A 20365-nucleotide genomic window follows, 5' to 3' on the forward strand; every position below is an offset into this window, starting at 1 on the left:
CTTATTCTTTTGGCTACCATCAGCGACGGAAGCCAGCGACGGGGGAAACAAAAAAAGCTTGACAGAGAAAAAATATAAAGGGTAACATAAAAAAGTTTTTTAACGTAAACGGCTAAACAGTGTTTACGTTCGCGAAAGGGGGTGATGCAAAGGGGTAGGAAACCGCTGGCCCACTGAGCAATATCAAGGTGGGATCTTGCCGGTATGTTTCTGAAAACAGAAACAAAAATCAGTTAGAAGTCAAACAAACCACAGTTGTCTAACCGTTTTGGAGGAAATTTGAATGAAAAAATTAATCGTTACACTGCTTTTATTAGTGCTTCCGCTATCGGTAATGGCCATGGACGCCGTTACCAACGCCGAGCTCGACGGTGTTGCCGGCCAGGCCGGCGTGACCATCGCCTTTGGCGGTAACAGCACCACCGTCATCGACTTTTCCCAGCTTGCCTGGGGTGACCCGGACGGCCTGACCGCCTGCAGCAGCACCGCCGGCTGGCTCATCATCAACGGCGTCGTCACCATCACTCAAGTTATCGCCGACGGCCAGCGCCTGGTTCTGGACATCGGCACCACCGCCGCTGCTGCTTCTTGTAATGTCGGCGGCGCTGTCTACATTCCGGCCAACGAAACCTTCGTGGCGGTCGGACTGCCTGATGTCACCATGACGATAACCGTTCCTTCCACGCTGAACATCGGTCTGGCGGATACTTCCAGCCCCATTGACGGCACTCTCGGCATCCTGAACCTGCGGGGCTTGAGTGTTACGGCCGGAACTCCGAACTCCCTGTACATCTGGGCGCACTAATTCGACTAAAGGCAGTACGGGGATAATGATGGCCTGAAAATTGTAAGACAGGTTCAGCGTACATGGAAAAAGGCAGAAAAAAGAGCGTCGGAAAGAAGTGGATCAAATCGCTGGCCGGAGCGATTCTCTTTTCGGGAATCGCTTTTCAGTGGTGTCCTCCCGGTTACGGCATGGATGCCCTGACCTATTCGGAGTTGAATCAAGTCTCCGGAAAGTCCGGCATTAACATAGCGTTTCGTGACGCCGTTACGGTGCAGGCGTCTTTCCGTTCCCTGAGCCAAGGAGACACGGACGGATGGGGCGGTAAAGCTGCCGTATGGGCCGCCAACCCGGATGACAATCCCGGCTGGATCGTGTTGATCGGCACCGGGTCCAACAGCGGTTACTTGCGGACTACCATTCCGGCGAACGCAGTACTGACAGTAGATGTGGCTACCACAGGGGCTTCTACCTGCCAGGTTGCCGGCGGCGCCCCGTACGCGGGGATCACTGTTCCACCGAACACGCCTTTTTTCTCCTTCAGCCTGACGAAAACCACCATCGGTCTTCAAACACCGTACACGGTTAATGTCATGATGAGCAACGATGCCACTCTGGCGCCAGGCTCCATGGATATCGTCGGTATAATGCACGCTGAAAACCTGATGATTAATAAGGCCGACATGAAAAGCACATGTTATATATGGGCCCGTCCCTGATGCTGCCGACCATTTAAAAACTTTACTGTTTTGGAGGAAAATAATAATGAAGAGATTTGGATTGACTGTATTGATTATCGCCCTGCTGGCATTGCCCATGTCCGCCCTGGCTCTGGAAAAGATGTCCGGCGGCGACCTCAGCGGTGTCACCGGCCAGGCCGGCGTGACCATCGCCTTTGGCGGCAACAGCACCACCACCATCGACTTCTCCCAGCTCGCCTGGGGTGACCCTGACGGTCTGACCGCCTGCAGCAGCACCGCCGGCTGGATCATCATCAACGGCGCCGTCACCATTGCCCAGTCCATTGCCGACGGCGAGAGACTGGTCCTGGATATCGGCACCACCGGCGCCGCTTCTTGTAACGTCGCCGGCGCTGTCTACATCCCGGCTTCCGAAACCTTTATCGCGGTCAGCCTGCCCAACACGACCATGGCCATCACCGTTCCGGCTACCCTGAACGTCGGCCTGGCCGATACTTCAGCCGCCATCGACGGCACCCTCGGCATCCTGAACCTGCGGGGCCTGAGTGTTACCGCCGGCACCCCGGACGCCCTGTACATCTGGGCTCATTGATAACCGGGTCGGATGATGATGGTATTGCTTAAAAGCAATAGCATCAGTTAAAAATTGGATAATCCCCGGGCAGGTGCCTGCGTTGATCATCGCATCGCCTGTCCGGGGTTTACCCATATCGGACGTAATGCGCTATGACGTCTTATCATCTAAATAATATATTATCTGTCTTTTCCCGACCGGCGATTTTATCCTTTCTGATTCTTGCCGCAACCGCTTTCCCTTCCATCGGCGGCACGGTAGCGCCCGAACTGCTTTCCGATACGTGTATCGATGAAATAACGGCCGGCACCACTGACAACTGCGTGACCGCTTTTTATGAAACCCCTTCTTCCGCATATATCGACCCCGAGCCCAGCTGGTGGGGAGATATGGACGGCTTTACAAACGAAGGAGCAGGTTGCGGGTTCAGGCCCGGCTTTGTCGTCACCGATGTTCCCTACATGGATTATCAATATGATACATTTAAATACAGCTTTCAAAGCCAGGCGGATGTGGACCGGTTTTTAAAGGCCCTCCCCTCTCTGGGGGGGCTCCCGATCAATGTGATCGGCACTGACTATATCCGGGGCAATCCCAACGCCGGCAACACCTTTTCCGGAGACGGTTCCGGGCCACGGACCCGGGAAGTCATCATCACCACTGACCAGAAAATAAATGGTGACTTCGTCCGTTCCTATAACGGCGAAGTCATTACACAGCCCGTTCGAATTGACCTGGAATTCCTGCCTCCCTATGCGTTAAGTTACACAGAACACAAGGGCGGCGGTAAATACAAAAATGAAAAAACAGTGCTGCTGGAACGTTCGGCCACATTCAGAAGTTATAACCGGTATGAATGGGTCCAGCGAAGGCCGAGAATGGAAATGGTCCGCAATAGCGATGGCACTTTTTCCATCATCACTCTCCAGGACACTACCCATAATTTTGGCGCCGTTTTTCTCGAGTCCGGCGCTACCGGAGACGACCCCATCCTGTCCGATTCCGGCCGTATCGTTGTCCCTCCCGATACCGTTTACTTGAGAAACACCATATTCAATGACCTTCATATTTCCAGTCCCAGTTTAGCCATGAGTATCGGTCTTGCTCCTATGGGACTTCCCGTCGCACCGGGTGAGGTGATCGGGGATCAGACCCATTATCCCGACTTTAACCGATATCAGGAACTCGGCATGATGGATATCCGGGATCTCGATGTTTTTCTCAAAGGCGGCAACAATATTTACATCTACACCAATGAAGATTTGGATATTTGCCAATAAGGACTCTTCCCTGATGAACATACTGGTTCCTCCGGTCCTGTCCGAATCTTATCCCCAACGCCCGCCCGCAGGCCGCAGTTTACTGAGTTCCGGTCCCTTTTTTCCCTTATTTTTTGCTTTACAAAACAGGTTTGATCCTTTATCATTGTAATGATAAACAGTGTTTATTTGATATTTTTGAAACCGGGGGCAGGGGAATAATTTTATGCATGTACTCATTGCTTTTATAATCAGCGCGTCTTTGCTGGCCGGTATTCTTCCTGTCAGGGAAGCGCCGGACAATGAGATCCGCTTTACCGTTGCTCCTGACGATGGAATTATCAGCAACACCGACAATTACCTGCCTCATGTTTTGCAGCCTGTTGAAATGCGCTTTGAGATGAGAACCGCTAAGGATATCGAGTATTCCCGTATCGTCAGCCAGAAATATGATTACAGTTGCGGATCGGCGGCGCTGGCCACCCTGCTCAAATATCATGTGGCAGAAGATTTCGAGGAAGGCCAAATCATTCACGGCCTGTTGAAATACGGCGACAAGGAGAAAATTATCGAACGGCGGGCGTTCTCCCTGCTGGACATGAAAAGTTTCGTTAACGCCATCGGTTACCAGGGAGTAGGTTACAAGGCTGAAATTGACGACCTGGCATCCCTTGACATGCCCTGCATTCTCCCTATGGAACTATATGGTTACCGCCATTTTACCGTTTTCAAGGATATCCGTGAAGGACATGTCTTTCTGGCCGACCCCTTCCAGGGCAATACCAGTTACCCTGTTGAACAATTCAAGAAGCTCTGGCATCAGAATGTCATTTTCGTGGTTTACCCTTCAGGTGAAGAACAATTAAAACTGTTGCAACTGAAAAACGACGACCTCCGTTTCATGGATGAAGACCGGACACTGGATATCATGTTCCGTGACCGAATGGTTGAAATGGAAAAGATGCCGATTGAAACGGATCCGGACGAAAGACAATATTACAAAAGATAAACCGCAATGCTCTTCAGGAGGTAATATTTTGAAGGCAAATATCAAAATAATTCTTGTGGGGGCCCTGTTTCTCCTGGCAGCACTGGCGATCAGCAGCAGCGGGCAGGAAAATCAACCGGACGACAGTGCGACTAAAAAATCCGATCCATCGTCTGGATCCGGCTTTACCAGAAGCCTCAACTCCAATGAACTTGACAGGGAAACCGCCGCCGGCCTCAAAAAAGATATGACCAGCGATGAACTCAATAATGCCAGTGGCGCCGGTCTCAAAAAAGATATGACCAGCGATGAACTCAATCAGACCACCGGTGCCGGTATCAAACATGTGACCTCTCTGGAACTGTCCATGTCTTCCGGTCGTGGTTTTGGTTCCGACCTTTCTCTGACCGAACTGGAAAACATGGTTGGTTACGGGTTTATCAATAAACTGACGCCCGATGAAATAGATAAAATAAACGCCCGGGGAACTCTTTCCGACGAGCAGGCCCGGCTCACGGTAAAAGACCTGGCTGCCATTAACGCCCAGGGTGTTAAATTTATTATCGATACATCAAAATTTTCACCCGAAGAAATGGGAGAAATCGAAGGGAGAGGGACCCTGCAGGATATCGGGAAATACCCTTATTCAATTCAGGTAGGTATATTCAGAGACAAGGAAAATGCCATTGCCATGCTGGAATCGGTCAAGGCCAGAGGGTATGATCCCTATATCTTCAGGACCAGGGATGAACTCGGGAATGCAATCTTCGCGGTTCGCCTGGGAGATTACGAGACGGTCCAGGAAGCCTATGCCGAGGTAACCCATTACATGGGGAAAGAACACAAGGAAGCATTTGTCACCTACATCAACTCCACCCAGAGCATACAACGGGAGGATCTGATCAACGAAGAAGAGGATTTCGTCCACTCTGGAAAGGAAGAGAAAGTCGACCTTGACAAAGAGTATGCCAGTGAAGATCTCCGAACTTTGTATAAGCAGATTCAATCCCTTCAGGGAGAAGTCGAAAAGCTGCGCACTGAATCGGAGGCCAGAAAAAAACTGAAAATGACGGAGGCTGAACAGCAGCAGGAAGAAGAGGAGATCCTTTCCGCCGCCGGCCGGGAATACGTCCTGTCTCCGGCCAGAACATTAAGTTTTGACTACAGTTTCGGATACTCCCATAACAGTTTCGACGAAGCTGAATGGAATGCCCAGCGCATCATCCATACTGCTGATCATACCCTGACCAACACCATCAGCGCCGCCTACGCTCTTTATGACAACCTTACCCTGGCCACATCCATCCCCTTTAAATATAAATATAATGATATGGGCGCCAGCGGCTCCAAGGATGTCAGTGATATCGGCGACGTTTCCTTCAGCGGCAGCTGGCAGCCGACCAAATCTGATCAAAAGATTCCGCCGCTCATTCTCAGCGCCAGCGTCGCCGCACCCACCGGCAGGGGGCCTTATGAAATCAACCCGGAAATCGATCTTTCCACCGGCGCCGGCCTCTACTCTTTATCTATGGGTGTAAATACCAACAAAAAAATTGATCCGGTTGTCGCCTACGGAGGATTGGCCTATTCCTATCAATTCAAGGATTCAGGACTGAACTATTACCTGGGTGACGGCAGGGTTCTTGACGAGGTTGAACCCGGAAGCGGGCTTGGTATGAGCCTGGGGATGGGATATGCCATGTCCTACGCGGCAACCATCAACGCCTCTTTCAGCCTGTCTTACGCCTTTGGAACGAAGTACCATTATGAAGACGGCGAATCCTCCGAGACCGATGATACTGTAACCGCCAGCCTCAGCCTGGGTACCGGCTGGCGCTTTTCCGCCAAACGAACGATCAGCTTTAACGTTGGTCTCGGTCTAACCAATGATGCTTCTGACTTTTCGTTTGCCTTCAGAATTCCTTTTGATTACCAACTGTAAAACGGGACAGGAGAATTAATGCGACCACGACCACAGGCCAAACGGGGATGGTTTTTCTTAATTGCCTGTTTTCTATTAATTACATTTGCCCACGATATCTGCCTGGCAACGTTGTTTGAAGACCTGGCTGTCTGCTCCAAGGCAATCTCCCTTGCAAACACCTGCACCGCCTACCCTCCGGATCAGCTATCCATCCATTACAATCCGGCCGGGCTGTCCGACCTGCATGACGGCCTTTATTTAAGTCAGGGACTTCTCACCGCTGAATTTGCCATCAAATCAAAATTCAAAGCCGATCCTGATTTCCCGGGTTGGCTGGGTGGCATTCACTCCGGTTCGCCAGGCGATCCGAATTATTATGATTACCGGCCCCAGGCCGATCCGGTTAATGGACAGAGTGGAACCACCCAGGGTGTCCATTTGTATATTCCCCTGATGGGTCCCCAGGATATGGATTCCGTCGGCATGCCCACGCCATTCGGCTTTTCCCTGGCCGCCGCTCCCTTCCCCTTCGGTCTGTCTTACCGAAAACCCAATACCCGCTGGACTTTCGGCTTCGGCGTATACGCGCCGGCCATGGGAGGGTATTACCGGGATGATGATGATCCGGCCCGATACAACGGTCGTGAGGTTTCCATGCAGCATATAGTTTATGCAGCGCCGGCCGTCAGTTATCAGTTGAGCGATACCGTGTCTGTTGGAGTGACCATGGGCCTCGGACAGGGCGCCACCCAGCTGGACACGGATATGCGCCTGCCCAACGACATGACGGCACTGACGGAAATAATGGGCATATCCACTCAAGGATTGAATATCCCTATCATCTCACAGTTGACCCTGCCCCCCCCCTGGTTCGGGGGTGGTGTGGGCCCCTGGGACGATATCGGCAACCTGGATCTCCAGGTCCGCGATGATTACACGCCCAATTACAACCTGGGGTTAATGTGGCATCCCAGAAACTGGTTATCGTTCGGTCTGTGCTACAAAAGCGAAGTCAAAATGGAACAGGAAGGGACCTTTCGATTCACCTACAGCGAAGAATTTCAGCGGTTTGTCGCCTGGATGGGCAGCTCGCCGCTGCTGCTGGCCGTATCCAATCTGCTGGATCTTCCCTACCGGGCCACCCCTTCCCAGAACGGAAGCGTTTATATGAAAGGGATGGACCTGCCGCAACGGCTGGAAGCCGGCGTCATGGTCAGACCTACCCGCAAATTACGGCTGCTGTGTGACCTTCACTGGATCGATTATTCCAATACAAGAGCATATACAATTCAGTTTGACCAGGACGTTCAGCCGTTGATGATTTCCAAATTCGTGGGGCATCTGGATGGAAACGACCGGTTGATACTTGAAATGAACATGAAGGATGAGACCCATGTAAGCCTGGGTGCCGAATACCAATTGCTGGACTGGCTTGCCCTGCGGTGCGGCTGGGAAGACAGAAAAACTTCCATTGACATGGATTATTTCTCCGTACTGGCGCCGTTGCCGGACACCGATTATTATGGTGTGGGAATGGGATTGAATTTCAAGAGCGGATTAAAAGTCGACCTGGCGGCAGGATTTCTCACCGGATCATGGCGGGTACCGAACAACGGCAGTAAAAATTTGAACTCAACTGATTTTATAAATTCAGTATATAACCCTTACGGCGGCATGGATGTTTCCGGTAGTATCGATGCCACGATCCTGTCGGCTAACTTTTCCATGCCGTTCAAATATCTCTACCGTGTCGGTCAGGTTTTACGAAAGACCGGCCGCGACATCAAAGACCAGATACCATTCCTGAACAAACCAGTTCATCCGGAATAGCAGTAACCCTTAAATTTCTTGAAGTGTTTGTTTTTCTGTTTCATCCATCTGAAAGGACAAAAAAAATGAGGCGGTATGTCGTTTTTGCGCTGATTTTACTCCCCCTGCTGGTATCAGCAAATCCTCAACACTCGGCGGTAAAAGAAACGGTCGTTTCTCTCGGTCACGGCATCAGCGGCGAAGAGATCTATGTAAATTCTCTGAAAATCAGTTCGAATTTAAAACACATCAGCTATGTGTCCAGAATTGGAAAAACTTTCCGGGTATGGCTTGATGGCGTCTCAAACAAGACTCACGACGGCGTTACCGAGCAATCTCCTTTTTTTTCTCCCCAAAATAATCGCCTGGCATATATCGCGCAGGAAAATGCTAAAATGTTCGTGGTTATAGACGACCAGGAACATGCCCGTTACAAATTCGTCGGGACCATCACCTTCAGCCCTGATGGCTCAAGGCTTGCTTACCGGGTGGAAAATGAAAATAAAAAACAGCAGGTGGTTGTCGATGGTCAACCGGGTCCATTGTTTGATTGGGGAATCACCAAAGAGGTCGGCATCATCTTCAGCCCGGATTCGCAACATATGGCGTATGTGGGAATCAACGATAATAGCTCTTTTGTTCTTGTTAAGGACAACAAGAAAATGAGCAGTTATGAAAAAATTGAAAATGTTATTTTTTCTCCGGATTCACGGCATATTGCCTATAAGGCCATGGAAAAAGGGAAATGGTTTGTAGTGCTGGACGATAAAAAAGGTGCCGCATACAATGAAATCAACGACCTGTTATTCTCTCCTGACGGGAGCCAGCTGGTCTATTCTGCCATGAAAAACAACCGCCGCCTGATTGTCAAAAACAATGAGGAAATCAGCGAGGGCTCGGGAACGCTTGCCCCGTCATTTTCTCCGGATGGCAGGCGATTTGCTTATCTGGCGGTAGAGAAGGACAATAAATTCTGTTATGTGGTAGACGGAAAAAAAGAATTATCAATGGATGTACCGGGCCGACTGCTCTTCAGCAGTGACGGGACCAGCGCGGCCTATGCCGCCGGTATCGAAGGAAAATGGCATATCATTAAAGACGGCATCAGAGGTCCGGCCTTTAAAGAGATCGAGGCGTTTACCTATGCCAAGGCGACTAATAACATCCTCTATGCGGTCAAAAATGAAGACGGAAAATACAGTGTCATCAAGGATGAAACCGCTGGAAAATTTTACCATGCCATCGGGACGCCACTCTTCAGTCCCGATGGAAAACAATACGCTTATGCGGCCATGCAGCAGGGCAGTACGGACATGTTCATGGTGATTAATAACGTGGAGCAACCCAGCCGATATCCGGTAATTGGGATCCCCGCGGAAGAAAAACCGGGAAAATTCGGATTTGCCTTCCAGCAGCCCTATTTCAGCCCCAAAGGAAGCCGGATGGTCTTTCCGGTTTATGACCCGGATAAAAAAACCGCTTACATGGTCGTTGACGGAAAACCGCACCCTTCGTTTGAATCCATTATGCAGCCCATCTTTTCCGATGATGAAAAGCATGTCGCCTATATGGCAAGAAAAGACGGCCGCTGGCGAATGGTGGTGGACGGCGAAGCGGGCATTAACGCTTTCGATGGCATCATCCGCGGGTCCATTATCGCCTTCGATGCCCGGGAGCGCTGTTTCTTCATCCTGGTTGCCAGCCAGAAGGAATCCGGACTGTCGTTCTTCCGGCTGGAAGCGAAAATAAACGAACCATCATAACCGGAAACCGCCGGGAAATTATAGAACGGGATGCCGTTGGAGGTTATGAGGCCTTCAGCCTGCGGCTGATTTCCAGCGCCGTTTTTTCTCCTGACAGCAGCATGCCGCCGAAAATCGGTCCCATGCGGGGTCCGCCGAAGGTGGCGTTGGCGGCCATGCCGGCCACATACAGGCCGGGATAGACTTCGCGGGTATTTTCCAGCGTCAGCGACTCGGCCCGCTCCGACCACATGGATTTCTCCCCCTCCACCCCGCCGCAGGCGGTGTTCAACGTTCCCGGCACTTTTCTGCAAACGACCTTGACCACCTCGGTGGCATGCCCGGTGGCGTCCACTACATATCCGGCCCGGATAGCCAGCGGGTCCACATGAAGCCCGGCCATTTCCACCGGAGACCAGTTGAGCACCAGCCCGGTCACCCGCCCCGGCCTCATGATCACATCTTCCACGGTAATGCAGTTAAAAATAACCATACCCGCCTTGACCGCCCGGCTTGTCAGTGTAGCGACCGCCTCCACAGCATCGGCGGTATAGTAATCCTCCTGATAATTCCGGTAGCCGATCCCGACTTCATCCAGAATGTGCAGCGCGCTCTTCTGGACCACAATTTCGTTGAACATCATACCGCCGCCCCACATACCGCCGCCGATGCTCAACTTCCGCTCGTACATGGCCACTTTGTGGCCGGCCCCGGCCAGATAATATCCCGCTATCAAACCGGACGGACCCCCGCCGACAATAGCCACGTCAAGTTCAAGGTTGGCCGTCAACTTTTCATAAAACCGGTCCACAATGGCCCGGGTGATGGTGACTTCATTGAGCTCCATTGGTTACTCTCCTTGCGATTCGACAATGGTATTATGCAATTTCACCGCGCACAGTTCGCCGCACATGGTGCAAACCGGTTTCCCGCTGGCTTCGCTTCGACCGCGCCTAACTCGGGGAAGCTCCGGATCCAGGGCCAGGCGGTACATGCCCTCCCAGTCCAGTTCTTTGCGGCAGACCGACATTCTGATGTCCCGCTCTAACGCGCCCGCAATGCCTTTGGCAATATCTCCGGAATGGGCGGCGATGCGGGCCGCGATCACTCCCATCCTGACATCTTCCAGGTCCGGCAGGCATAAATGCTCGGAAGGCGTGACGTAACACAGAAAATCCGCTCCGGCCGACGCCGCCAGGGCGCCGCCGATGGCGGCGGTGATATGATCGTATCCCGGAGCACAATCCGTGGTCAATGGTCCGAGCACATAAAACGGCGCGCCGTCGCATAGCTCTTTTTCCAATTGGATGTTGGCGGCGATCTGATTCAGGGGGACATGCCCCGGTCCTTCAATCATGACCTGAACACCAGCCTCACGGGCCCTCCTCGACAATCCGGCCAGGGTCACCAGTTCCTCGATCTGGGCGCCGTCAGTGGCGTCGGCTACCGCTCCCGGACGCAATCCGTCTCCCAGGCTCAAGGTCACGTCATATTCAAGGGCGATTGTCAGAAGCCGGTCAAACTCTTCAAACAGAGGATTCTCCCGTTGCCGGCGATGCATCCAGGACGCCAGCAGAGCGCCTCCCCGGCTGACAATCCCGCAGATCCGGCCGGATCCGGTGGCAAGAGCGCTGGCCTGTCTGGTCACGCCGCAGTGCACGGTGATATAGTCCACGCCCTGTCGGCATTGATCCGCGATGGAATCAAACAGCATATCCGGTTCCATTTCGTAAAACGGGCGCCCCCGGCGGTTCAGCTCGGCGGCCACGGCATAGACGGGCACTGTTCCGACCATCACGGGAGACTCCTCAAGAATGCGTTTGCGAGTGGTCGCCAGATCCCCGCCGGTGGACAGGTCCATGACGCTGTCGGCACCTGCGGCCACGGCAACCCCCAGCTTCCGGACCTCTTCTGCCGTGTCGTAATGTTCCGGTGAAGTGCCGATGTTGGCATTGACTTTAGTACGCAGGTTTTTCCCGATGCCGAGGGCGGAAAACTTGCGGCCGACGTTTCTGGGTATAACGATAGTCCCGGCGGTTACGCCATCCCGGATCGTTTCCGGAGACAAATGTTCGCTCGCGGCCACCTGTTTCATGGCTTCGGTAATGACGCCTTGTCGCGCCTGAATAAGTTGAGTCATATCGCTCATTCGCCCTATCATTCTCTTATATTTACGAATAACATCACAAAACAAAAAGGCTGTTCCCGAAAAGGGGAACAGCCTTGCGCGACTTCCGTTCGATCCTCTCTGCATCTCCCTTCGCTGGCATTACCCAGATCAGGTTCAACGGGTATAATCTCAGGCAAAACTGCCACCCCTGGCCGGGACATACGATAAAAATCGCCTGCCCGTGATATGTTGGTGGGCCGTCAGCGAATCGAACGCTGAACCTACTGATTAAGAGTCAGTTGCTCTGCCAGTTGAGCTAACGGCCCCATATCCTGTGACCTTCTGCTTGGTCACAATTACCGAGTCACTATAATAACCGGAAAAACACAAGTCAAGGGAAAATGGAGCCGTTTCAGGAGAAAGACGGGCTTTCAATGAAGGTTTCGACCCGCATATACCCGCTTATCCCATTGACGGCCATTTTGCCCTGCGGTATATTGAGTCATAACCCGTATAGAAATCCTGCGGATCTGGCGCGAACGTATGATTGGGAACTAGTATTCATTCATTATTCCAACAGCGACGACGCCGCGGGTAACCGCGACCGCGTCGTCGGATATTCAGTCATCGCAATTTACGGAGGGCAGTTCATGACCAAAAAAATCACGAAGAAACAGGGAACCGCCCTGGTTCATCTGGCCCGGAAAACAATCTTTGAACGGCTCGGAATGAAAGCGGAAGAACCGGAATTTGATCCGGAGAAAGAACCGGCTTTTTCGGAACGGGCGGGAACATTTGTCACGCTGACCCTCAATGGATCCCTTCGCGGGTGCATCGGCAGCCTGACCGCCGATGAATCCATCCTCTCCGGCGTTAAACGAAACGCCGTGAACGCCGCCTTCCAGGATCCCCGCTTCCCTCCGTTGACAACGGAGGAAGCGACCCGTGTGGCAGTGGAAGTCAGCGTTCTCACGGAACCGCAGCCGCTGGTCTACAAGAATCCAAAGGACCTGCTGGCCAAACTGACCCCCCATGCGGACGGCGTCATCATCCAGAAAGGCTTGGCCCGGGCGACGTTTCTGCCCCAGGTATGGGAACAGCTTACGGACAAAGTCGCCTTCATGGAGAATCTCTGCACCAAAGCCGGCCTGCCGCCGAACGCCTGGGAGCATCAGGATCTGAAAGTCCTCACCTATCAGGTTCAATCCTTTGAGAGCAAAAAATGATCGCGTCATAAATTTCGTCATTCTGGCCACCGGCGTTTCATCGGTGGTCACCCAGCTACTGACCATCCGGGAATTTCTGGCGCTCCTGGCCGGTAATGAATTCGTCATCGCCCTCATTTTTTTTATCTGGCTCATGGCTGGCGGTGCCGGTACGCTGCTGGCCTATCGGATCACCCATCGTCTCTTTCTCCCTTCAATCCCGCGGCTGGCAGGTGTCTCCCTGCTGGCCGCGGCCATGTCGCCGGCGCTTCTCCTGACGATTCGTCTTCTCAGGGACGTTGTGTTCGTCCACGGCAGCGAGGCCGGATTTTATCCGACCCTTCTTTATACCCTGGTTACGGTCAGCCCCTACTCCCTTCTGATCGGGTTCGCCCTGCCCTACAGCCTCTTCGTTCTCCGGCGGGAATCGCCCGGATACACGGGAACGACGGTTTACATCATGGACAATATCGGCGATGTCGCCGGCGGGGCGCTATTCTCATTTGTGCTGCTGTTTATCGCCACGCCGCTTCAGAGCGCATGCCTGGCATCGCTGCTTCTCACGGCCGCGGCCATCCTGCTCCTGGCAGGCCGCGGCCTGAAATCCACCGCCGCGTTAATCGGGATCCTGATCACCCTGGTTGTCGTCCTCGCACCGGTCTGGATTGAAACCCGGACCCTGACGCCTCCCGGCGGAGACCTGGCCTGGTACCGGGAATCCCGCAGTGGAAGGATTAAAGTGGAACACCAGGCCGATCAGTTTACCCTCTTTCTGGACGGTGTACCTGTCGCCAGTTCCAGCGACCGCCAGGGCGCGGAGGAAGCGGCCCACTATCCTCTGTCCCAGGTAGACGAACCCGAGGACGTCCTGATCATTGCCGCCGAGTCCGGAATCATGCAGGAGATTGACAAGCATCACCCTCGACGCATTGATTACGTGGAAATCGATCCGGAAGTGGCCGGGGCCATGTTCCGCTTCAACCTGCTTGAAAAGACCGACCGGATGAACGTCATCCATGACGACGCCCGGGCTTTTCTGTCCCGTTCAACCCGTCATTATGACGCCATTATCATGTGTCTGCCGGAGCCTGAAACCTATCAGTTGAACCGGTTTTATACGCTCTCCTTCTTTTCTCTCGTACGGCAACGTTTGACTGCAAAGGGCGTTTTTTCCTTCAGCCTGCAGGGATTCGACAACTATCCATCCGAACCGGACCGTCAGAAGCTCTCTACCGTATACAACACGGCGGCCGCCTCTTTTCCTGAAGTCCTCGTGCTTCCCGGAGAAGTCATCTCCTTCATCTGCGGTCCGGGCCCCTTGACCGCGGACATCCCCCGACGGCTGCGACAGAAAGGCATTGAGACCGACTACATTGCCGCCTATTTTGACGGGAACATCACCTCCGAACGGACGAATTACCTGAAAAGCATCATCGACGCCGACGCTCCCGTCAACGTAGATACCCGCCCCCGGCTGATGCGGCTGATGTTCTCCCGCTGGTTTTCCCTGTTCGCCTCCTCACCGGCGTTCTTTTATGCCGTCACCGGCCTTTTCCTTCTGGTTTACTGGTCACGACTCTCCCGCGGCCAGTTTGTTCTGTTCTCCAGCGGCTTTGCCAATATGGCTTCGGAGATCCTGGCCATATTTGCCTTCCAGATCTTTTTCGGATATATCTATTTTCAGATCGGATGGATAGTGACCGTATTCCTGGCGGGGCTCTTTCCTGGCGCCTGGCTTGGCGGACACGCCCGTTACCATTCACGGCAAGCCGTCATGCTGCTTGACGGCTTGCTGGTTGTGCTGTCAGGAGTCTTCGCCGCCGCCGTCATGATTATCGGACACGGTCTGTCCCTGCCTTTTTTCCTTGCTTACGGATTTGTTTTTTCCTGTCTCTGCGGCTTCCAATTCCCGGCCATCCTGAAATTGTTCGGGGACAGGGACCGTCAGACAACCGGCGCTTTTTCAGCCGACCTGATCGGCGCCGCTTTCGGTGCGTTGATAACCAGCACGCTTTTGATCCCATACACCGGGCTGGGGGGAACCGCCCTGGCGATCATGGGCCTGAAAACCGCCAGCATGGCGATGATCGGAACAAGTCATGACACCCATTAATCGAAGAAAATTCCTCAAGTCAGGCGCTGCCGGCGCCATACTGTTTTCCCTGGCCGCCCCGGCTGCCCCATTTTCTTTGTTTGGCGGGAACGATCCGGCATCCTCCGGACGGGATGACATCAGCGGCCATGTCTTTGAAAATGACGCGCCGGCAACCCTCTGGAAATGGTCGCGGGAGGCACGGCATTACGAGGTCTTCCGGGCGGACCAGACCGTCTGCGGGCTCTGCCCCAATTCCTGCCAGCTCTCACCCGGAGACCGCGGAATTTGCCGTTCCCGGGTCAACATCGGCGGCCGCATGTACACCCTGGGTTACGGCAATCCCTGTTCTGTCAATGTCGATCCCATCGAAAAAAAGCCCCTGCTGCATTTCAAACCTCTTTCCAAAGCGTTTTCCATTGCGGTGGCAGGATGTAATTTGCGGTGCCTGAATTGCCAGAACTGGCAGATATCCCAGGTTCGTCCGGAAGATGTCCGCCATTATGACCTCTTTCCGGAGGCCGTGGTGCAGTCGGCCCGGCAGGCAGACGCCGCCTCCATCGCCTACACCTATTCGGAAGCGACCACCTTCTTTGAATACATGATCGACACGGCCGCTCTTGCCCGCGGCAGCGGACTGTCCAACCTGTGGATCTCCAACGGCTACATCAGCCCTGAACCGCTGAAGGACCTGTGCCGGGTGATGGATGCCGCCAATGTCAATCTGAAAGCCTATAGCGACGCCATTTACAGAAAGCTTAACGGGGGAAGACTGCAGCCGGTACTGGACACTTTCTGCGCCCTGCACCGGCAGAAAGTCCATTTTGAGATAACCAATCTGGTCGTGCCCGACTATACGGACGACGACAAGATGGTGAAGCAAATGTGCGGCTGGATCCTGGAAGCGCTGGGGCCCGACCATCCCCTTCATTTTTCCCGGTTCTCTCCTCAATACCAGTTAAAGCGTCTGCCGCCGACCCCGGTGTCGACCCTGACCCGTTTCCGGGAAATCGCTCTGGCCGCTGGCATCCATTACGTCTATGTGGGCAATGTGCCGGGGCACGACGGTTGCCACACCTATTGTCATAACTGCCGGAGAATGGTGGTTGAAAGAAACGGCTACCAGATCGGCGGCTGGCACCTCGAGAACGGGAAGTGCCGGTTCTGCGGCACCCCGATACCCGGCATCTGGGCTTGAATAACAGTAAAACCCGCTATCGTTTACAACCCGGTACCGGCCGCCTCCGCAGAATATTCAAATTGACATAGATGCCTGATTTGCATTATCTTTAACAAAATATCGATCCGCGGCCTGGTGCCTTTTGCTGACGATTTTTGATGTATGCGGGGGGGCCTGATGCTGTTGGAGTCCGGGGGAAATTTTAGTTTTACTCAAAAACCCCCCGCTTCTGTGAGATTTAATGAATTGAAATTCTTATATATTATAAGTTGCGTCGTCTTTACCGTCATCGGCCAGTTATTAATAAAAAAAGGCGCGATTGATTTAAAATCAGCCCCATCCTTTTGGGCATACGGCTACAATATATTTATTATTTCAGGCTTTATGGCCGCTTTTGCGGCAGCGGTATCTTGGATTAGAGCAGTACAGCACTACCAATTAAGTTATGCTTATCCATTCATGAGCTTATCCTTTCCTCTGGTTGCCATCCTTTCATTAGTTGTTTTTAACGAACAGGTCCGCCCAAATCAATGGCTCGGATTGTCCATTGTCCTTTTCGGGTTGTATCTTGGAAGCAGATGATGATTCCTTTCAACAAACCGTTTATTGCCGGAAAAGAACTCTTCTATATTTCCCGGGCCGTGCTTGAAGGCAACCTCGCGGGCAACGGCAGATTCACAAAAAGCTGTCAGAAATGGATGGAGGATAATTTCGGTTCCAAAAAAGTCCTGTTAACCAACTCCTGCACGGCGGCGCTGGAAATGAGCGCGCTGCTTTGCAATGTCGGGCCGGAAGACGAGGTCATCATGCCCTCGTTTACCTTCGTGTCGACGGCCAACGCCTTTGCCTTGAGAGGCGCGAAAATACGCTTTGTCGATATCAGGCCTGACACCTTGAATATAGATGAAAACCATATTGAAGCGGCCATAACAAAAAAGACGAAAGTCATCGTCCCTGTTCATTATGCCGGTGTCGGATGCGAGATGGACAGGATTATGGAAATCGCCCGTCATTACCACTTGACTGTAATCGAGGATGCCGCCCAGGGGGTTCAGTCAACCTACAAAAACCGGTTTCTCGGGACAATCGGGAATCTGGGCGCATACAGTTTTCATGAAACAAAAAATATTATCAGCGGTGAAGGCGGCGCTTTGCTCATCAATGATGACTGCTTTATTGAGCGAGCTGAAATCATAAGAGACAAAGGCACCAACCGACGCAACTTCCTGCGCGGTGAAGTCGATAAGTATTCCTGGGTGGACCTGGGTTCATCGTTTTTGCCGTCTGAACTGGTGGCGGCATTTCTCTATGCTCAACTTGAACAGATTGAAGCGATAACCCGGAAACGTCTTCAAATCGTTGACTACTACCATCAGCATTTGTCGTTACTGCAGGAAAAAGGCCTGATTCGTTTACCGGTGTGCCCTTCCCACTGCCGGCACAACTCTCACATGTTTTATATTCTTGTTTCCGGCAATCAGGAAATCAGAGACAAGCTGCTCGCGCACTTACAGCTGAAAGGGGTCTGGGCGGTTTTTCATTATATCCCCCTTCACACATCCCCAATGGGGAAAAAAACAGGTCGGACGATACCGGACTTACCCGTGACGGATGATTTAAGCGCCAGGCTTCTGCGTCTTCCCTGTTATTTCGAAATTACAAGAGAGGAGCAGGACAAAACAATTGCTGAAATTTACAAATTTTTCAGGAACATGAAATGATACTGGTCTTCGGAGCAGGCGGTTTCATCGGGACATATTTAATCGATGAACTGGTAAAGAGAAAATTCAATGTGATCGCTTCGGATACCTGTGAAGAAGGCGAAACCTTCTATAAAAATCGAAATATCCCTTATGTTCAGATTGATATTACGAACAATAATGATTTTAAAAAAATTGCCGGTACGGATATCACCACGGTCATTTGTCTTGCCGCTTTGCAGCCGGCCAATATAAGTACCGAGCGATACGATCCGGTGGATTATATTAAGGTGAATACCATAGGGTGTTTGCATATACTCGAATTTGCTAAAACCATTAAGGCCCGTAAAACCATTTTTGCCTATTCACACAGGAACACCAGCGCTCTATGGGAAAAAGGAGTCCCCATAAAAGAGGACGATGGCAGAAAATTCAAATATGATGGCGAATACGCGATGTTCAGTATTTCAGAAAGCGCCGCTCAAGATTGCATTGAACACTATAGAACCCAATATGGCATGCCATGCATTTTATTTCGATTGCCTCCGGTTTATGGATATGGACCGCATATTGAAATTTACAAAAACGGGAAATATTTTAAAACAGGTTTCCTTACCTTTATTGAAAACTCCATGACATGTAAACCGATCGAAGTCTGGGGGGACAGCAATGCCGGCAGGGATATTATCTACGTCAAAGATGTGGTGTCGGCTTTTATCAAAGCGATTACCACTGATAGAGCGGATGGATTATACAATATCGCGTCCGGGAAATTATTGACATTAAAGGAAGAGGTGGCCGCAATCGCAAAGGTTTTCTGGGGAGATGCCGGCCGGCCGGTTGTTATTATCGAACGCCCGGACAAGCCTCACTTCATTGAAACTTACCTTTATGATATCAGCAGGGCGAAACGGGATTTGAACTGGACACCTGAATATGATTTTGAATCCATGTTAACCGATTATAAAAAAGAGATGCAATCGGACAGGTTTGGTCATCTGGTCTGCAAGCGTAAAAAAATGTTTAATACCCGGCCCCAATGTAATGGTACGCATGAGGATAAAGATGGATTATTTTAAAGATATTGAAAATATGGGCGAAAACGTAATAAATAAATTAAAATCCTGCGGCACCGGTGTGCGTATTAACCCCCTGGCAAAAATTGCTCTTCCCGACCGTGTTGATCTGGGTGATCATTGCCGCATCTGTGATTTTGTCTTTATCTTTGCCGGGAAAGGGGTAAAAATTGGATGTTATACCGATATTCAGCCCCATGTCACTTTCTGGGGCGGGGGGGAGACCATCATCGGCGACCGCGTTTCGGTCGGGCCGGGCACAGTCCTATTATCCGCCGTATATGCTCATGATGAAGGGCTGATGATGGTTGACGGTCTGCCGGAAGGTTCTGCCCGTGCGTTATACGGAAAACTGGTTATCCAGAATGATGTTTATATAGGCGCCAATTGTACCCTGATGCCGGAAATTATTGTCGGTGAAGGAGCTATCTTGGGGGCGGGAAGCTTCGCGAACCGGGACCTGGATCCCTGGGGCATTTATGCGGGAAGTCCGGCGCGGAAAATAGGAGAAAGAAAGCCCTTAAGGTAAATATGATCAAAGGCGCCCTTTTACAATCAAACTATATCCCCTGGAAAGGCTATTTTGACATAATCAATCAAGTCGATATTTTTATAGTTTATGATACTGTTCAGTATACAAAAAATGACTGGCGCAATCGCAATAGGATTAAAACGCCGACAGGTGTTAAATGGCTTACCATTCCCGTAATTCAGGAAAAGCTTGGCCAACCGATCAATCTGACTCGAGTGGCCGATTCACGCTGGCGAAGAAAACACTGGAAGGCCATATGTCAGAATTACAACAAATCCGAATTTTTTAAAAATTATTATCAATGCTTTGAAGAGGCATATTTAAACTGCGATCAAGTCATGCTGAGCGCGATAAACCTGAAATTTATAAAATTAATTTGTGAGTTGCTGGGTATCAAGACGGAAATCCTTGATGCGTCTGATTTTATTGTTTCCGGCAATAAGTCTGAACGAATTGTTGAAATATGCAAAAACGCCGGGGTTCAACATTATATTTCAGGTCCTGCGGCCAGAGATTATATCGATGAAACCGTTTTTTCCGATAACCATATTGTCTTATCCTATATGGATTACACCGGTTACCTTGAGCATCCGCAGCTTTATCCTCCTTTTGACCACTCTGTCAGCATTATCGATCTCATATTCAATACCGGCCCTAATTACAAACAATATATGAAGAGCTTTTCGTAA

At 51.6% G+C, this 20365-nt stretch carries 18 protein-coding genes, 1 tRNA gene and 1 riboswitch; of the genes, 16 read left to right on the forward strand and 3 right to left on the reverse strand.

The annotated features are described in order from the left end of the window. The first annotated feature begins 283 nt into the window (after positions 1-283). The 8 genes from AB1724_14365 (at position 284) to AB1724_14400 (ending at position 9802) form a co-directional block, all read left to right on the forward strand. A complete protein-coding gene (locus tag AB1724_14365) occupies positions 284-805 on the forward strand; it encodes a DUF6160 family protein (GenBank protein ID MEW6078995.1) in 522 nt (173 codons plus the stop codon). 62 nt (positions 806-867) lie between these two features. Then, positions 868-1503: a hypothetical protein gene (locus tag AB1724_14370; GenBank protein MEW6078996.1), complete on the forward strand. Its 636-nt coding sequence runs from the start codon at positions 868-870 to the stop codon at positions 1501-1503. A gap of 46 nt (positions 1504-1549) precedes the next feature. Next, on the forward strand, positions 1550-2077 hold the full coding sequence (locus AB1724_14375; GenBank protein MEW6078997.1) for a DUF6160 family protein: 528 nt from the start codon (positions 1550-1552) through the stop codon (positions 2075-2077). A 134-nt stretch (positions 2078-2211) separates the two neighbouring features. After that, positions 2212-3339, forward strand: coding sequence for a hypothetical protein (locus AB1724_14380; protein MEW6078998.1), 1128 nt, complete (start codon positions 2212-2214; stop codon positions 3337-3339). Positions 3340-3544: 205 nt separating this feature from the next. Continuing rightward, complete coding sequence (locus tag AB1724_14385) at positions 3545-4327, forward strand: C39 family peptidase (GenBank protein MEW6078999.1); 783 nt, start codon at positions 3545-3547, stop codon at positions 4325-4327. A 28-nt stretch (positions 4328-4355) separates the two neighbouring features. Then, positions 4356-6248 (forward strand): SPOR domain-containing protein, encoded by a 1893-nt coding sequence (locus tag AB1724_14390; protein MEW6079000.1) that lies wholly within the window; start codon positions 4356-4358, stop codon positions 6246-6248. An 18-nt stretch (positions 6249-6266) separates the two neighbouring features. After that, a complete protein-coding gene (locus AB1724_14395; GenBank protein MEW6079001.1) occupies positions 6267-8060 on the forward strand; it encodes an outer membrane protein transport protein in 1794 nt (597 codons plus the stop codon). Positions 8061-8125: 65 nt separating this feature from the next. Continuing rightward, complete coding sequence (locus AB1724_14400; protein ID MEW6079002.1) at positions 8126-9802, forward strand: hypothetical protein; 1677 nt, start codon at positions 8126-8128, stop codon at positions 9800-9802. 43 nt (positions 9803-9845) lie between these two features. Here AB1724_14400 and AB1724_14405 read toward each other — a convergent pair whose 3' ends face one another. The 3 genes from AB1724_14405 to AB1724_14415 form a co-directional block, all read right to left on the reverse strand. Continuing rightward, positions 9846-10628, reverse strand: coding sequence for a sulfide-dependent adenosine diphosphate thiazole synthase (locus AB1724_14405; GenBank protein MEW6079003.1), 783 nt, complete (start codon positions 10626-10628; stop codon positions 9846-9848). 3 nt (positions 10629-10631) lie between these two features. Further along, positions 10632-11921 carry a phosphomethylpyrimidine synthase ThiC gene (gene thiC, locus AB1724_14410; GenBank protein MEW6079004.1) on the reverse strand — a complete coding sequence of 430 codons (1290 nt, stop codon included), beginning with the start codon at positions 11919-11921 and terminating at the stop codon, positions 10632-10634. Positions 11922-12017: 96 nt separating this feature from the next. Beyond that, positions 12018-12111, reverse strand: a riboswitch (TPP riboswitch). A gap of 30 nt (positions 12112-12141) precedes the next feature. Further along, positions 12142-12217, reverse strand: a tRNA-Lys gene (locus tag AB1724_14415). A 324-nt stretch (positions 12218-12541) separates the two neighbouring features. On the opposite strand from AB1724_14415, the gene amrA reads away from it, so the two are divergent. From amrA to AB1724_14455, 8 genes are all read left to right on the forward strand, one after another. After that, entirely contained in the window at positions 12542-13117 is a 576-nt protein-coding gene (gene amrA, locus AB1724_14420) for an AmmeMemoRadiSam system protein A (GenBank protein ID MEW6079005.1), read from the forward strand. Further along, a complete protein-coding gene (locus AB1724_14425; protein MEW6079006.1) occupies positions 13101-15209 on the forward strand; it encodes a hypothetical protein in 2109 nt (702 codons plus the stop codon). Before amrA ends, AB1724_14425 begins: the two co-directional genes overlap by 17 nt. Beyond that, a complete protein-coding gene (gene amrS / locus AB1724_14430) occupies positions 15196-16386 on the forward strand; it encodes an AmmeMemoRadiSam system radical SAM enzyme (protein MEW6079007.1) in 1191 nt (396 codons plus the stop codon). The genes AB1724_14425 and amrS overlap by 14 nt, the downstream gene beginning before the upstream one ends. Before the next feature lie 159 nt (positions 16387-16545). Further along, positions 16546-16950: a hypothetical protein gene (locus AB1724_14435; GenBank protein MEW6079008.1), complete on the forward strand. Its 405-nt coding sequence runs from the start codon at positions 16546-16548 to the stop codon at positions 16948-16950. Next, positions 16947-18089, forward strand: a complete 1143-nt coding sequence (gene rffA, locus AB1724_14440) for a dTDP-4-amino-4,6-dideoxygalactose transaminase (GenBank protein MEW6079009.1) — start codon at positions 16947-16949, stop codon at positions 18087-18089. Before AB1724_14435 ends, rffA begins: the two co-directional genes overlap by 4 nt. Beyond that, positions 18086-19147, forward strand: coding sequence for an NAD(P)-dependent oxidoreductase (locus AB1724_14445; protein MEW6079010.1), 1062 nt, complete (start codon positions 18086-18088; stop codon positions 19145-19147). Before rffA ends, AB1724_14445 begins: the two co-directional genes overlap by 4 nt. Then, positions 19134-19673 (forward strand): acyltransferase, encoded by a 540-nt coding sequence (locus AB1724_14450; GenBank protein ID MEW6079011.1) that lies wholly within the window; start codon positions 19134-19136, stop codon positions 19671-19673. Before AB1724_14445 ends, AB1724_14450 begins: the two co-directional genes overlap by 14 nt. A 2-nt stretch (positions 19674-19675) precedes the next feature. After that, the gene (locus AB1724_14455) at positions 19676-20365 is read left to right on the forward strand and encodes a WbqC family protein (protein MEW6079012.1); all 690 of its coding nucleotides are present in this window, start codon (positions 19676-19678) and stop codon (positions 20363-20365) included.

Source organism: Thermodesulfobacteriota bacterium (assembly GCA_040753795.1).
Lineage (GTDB): Bacteria > Desulfobacterota > Desulfobacteria > Desulfobacterales > Desulfosudaceae > JBFMDX01.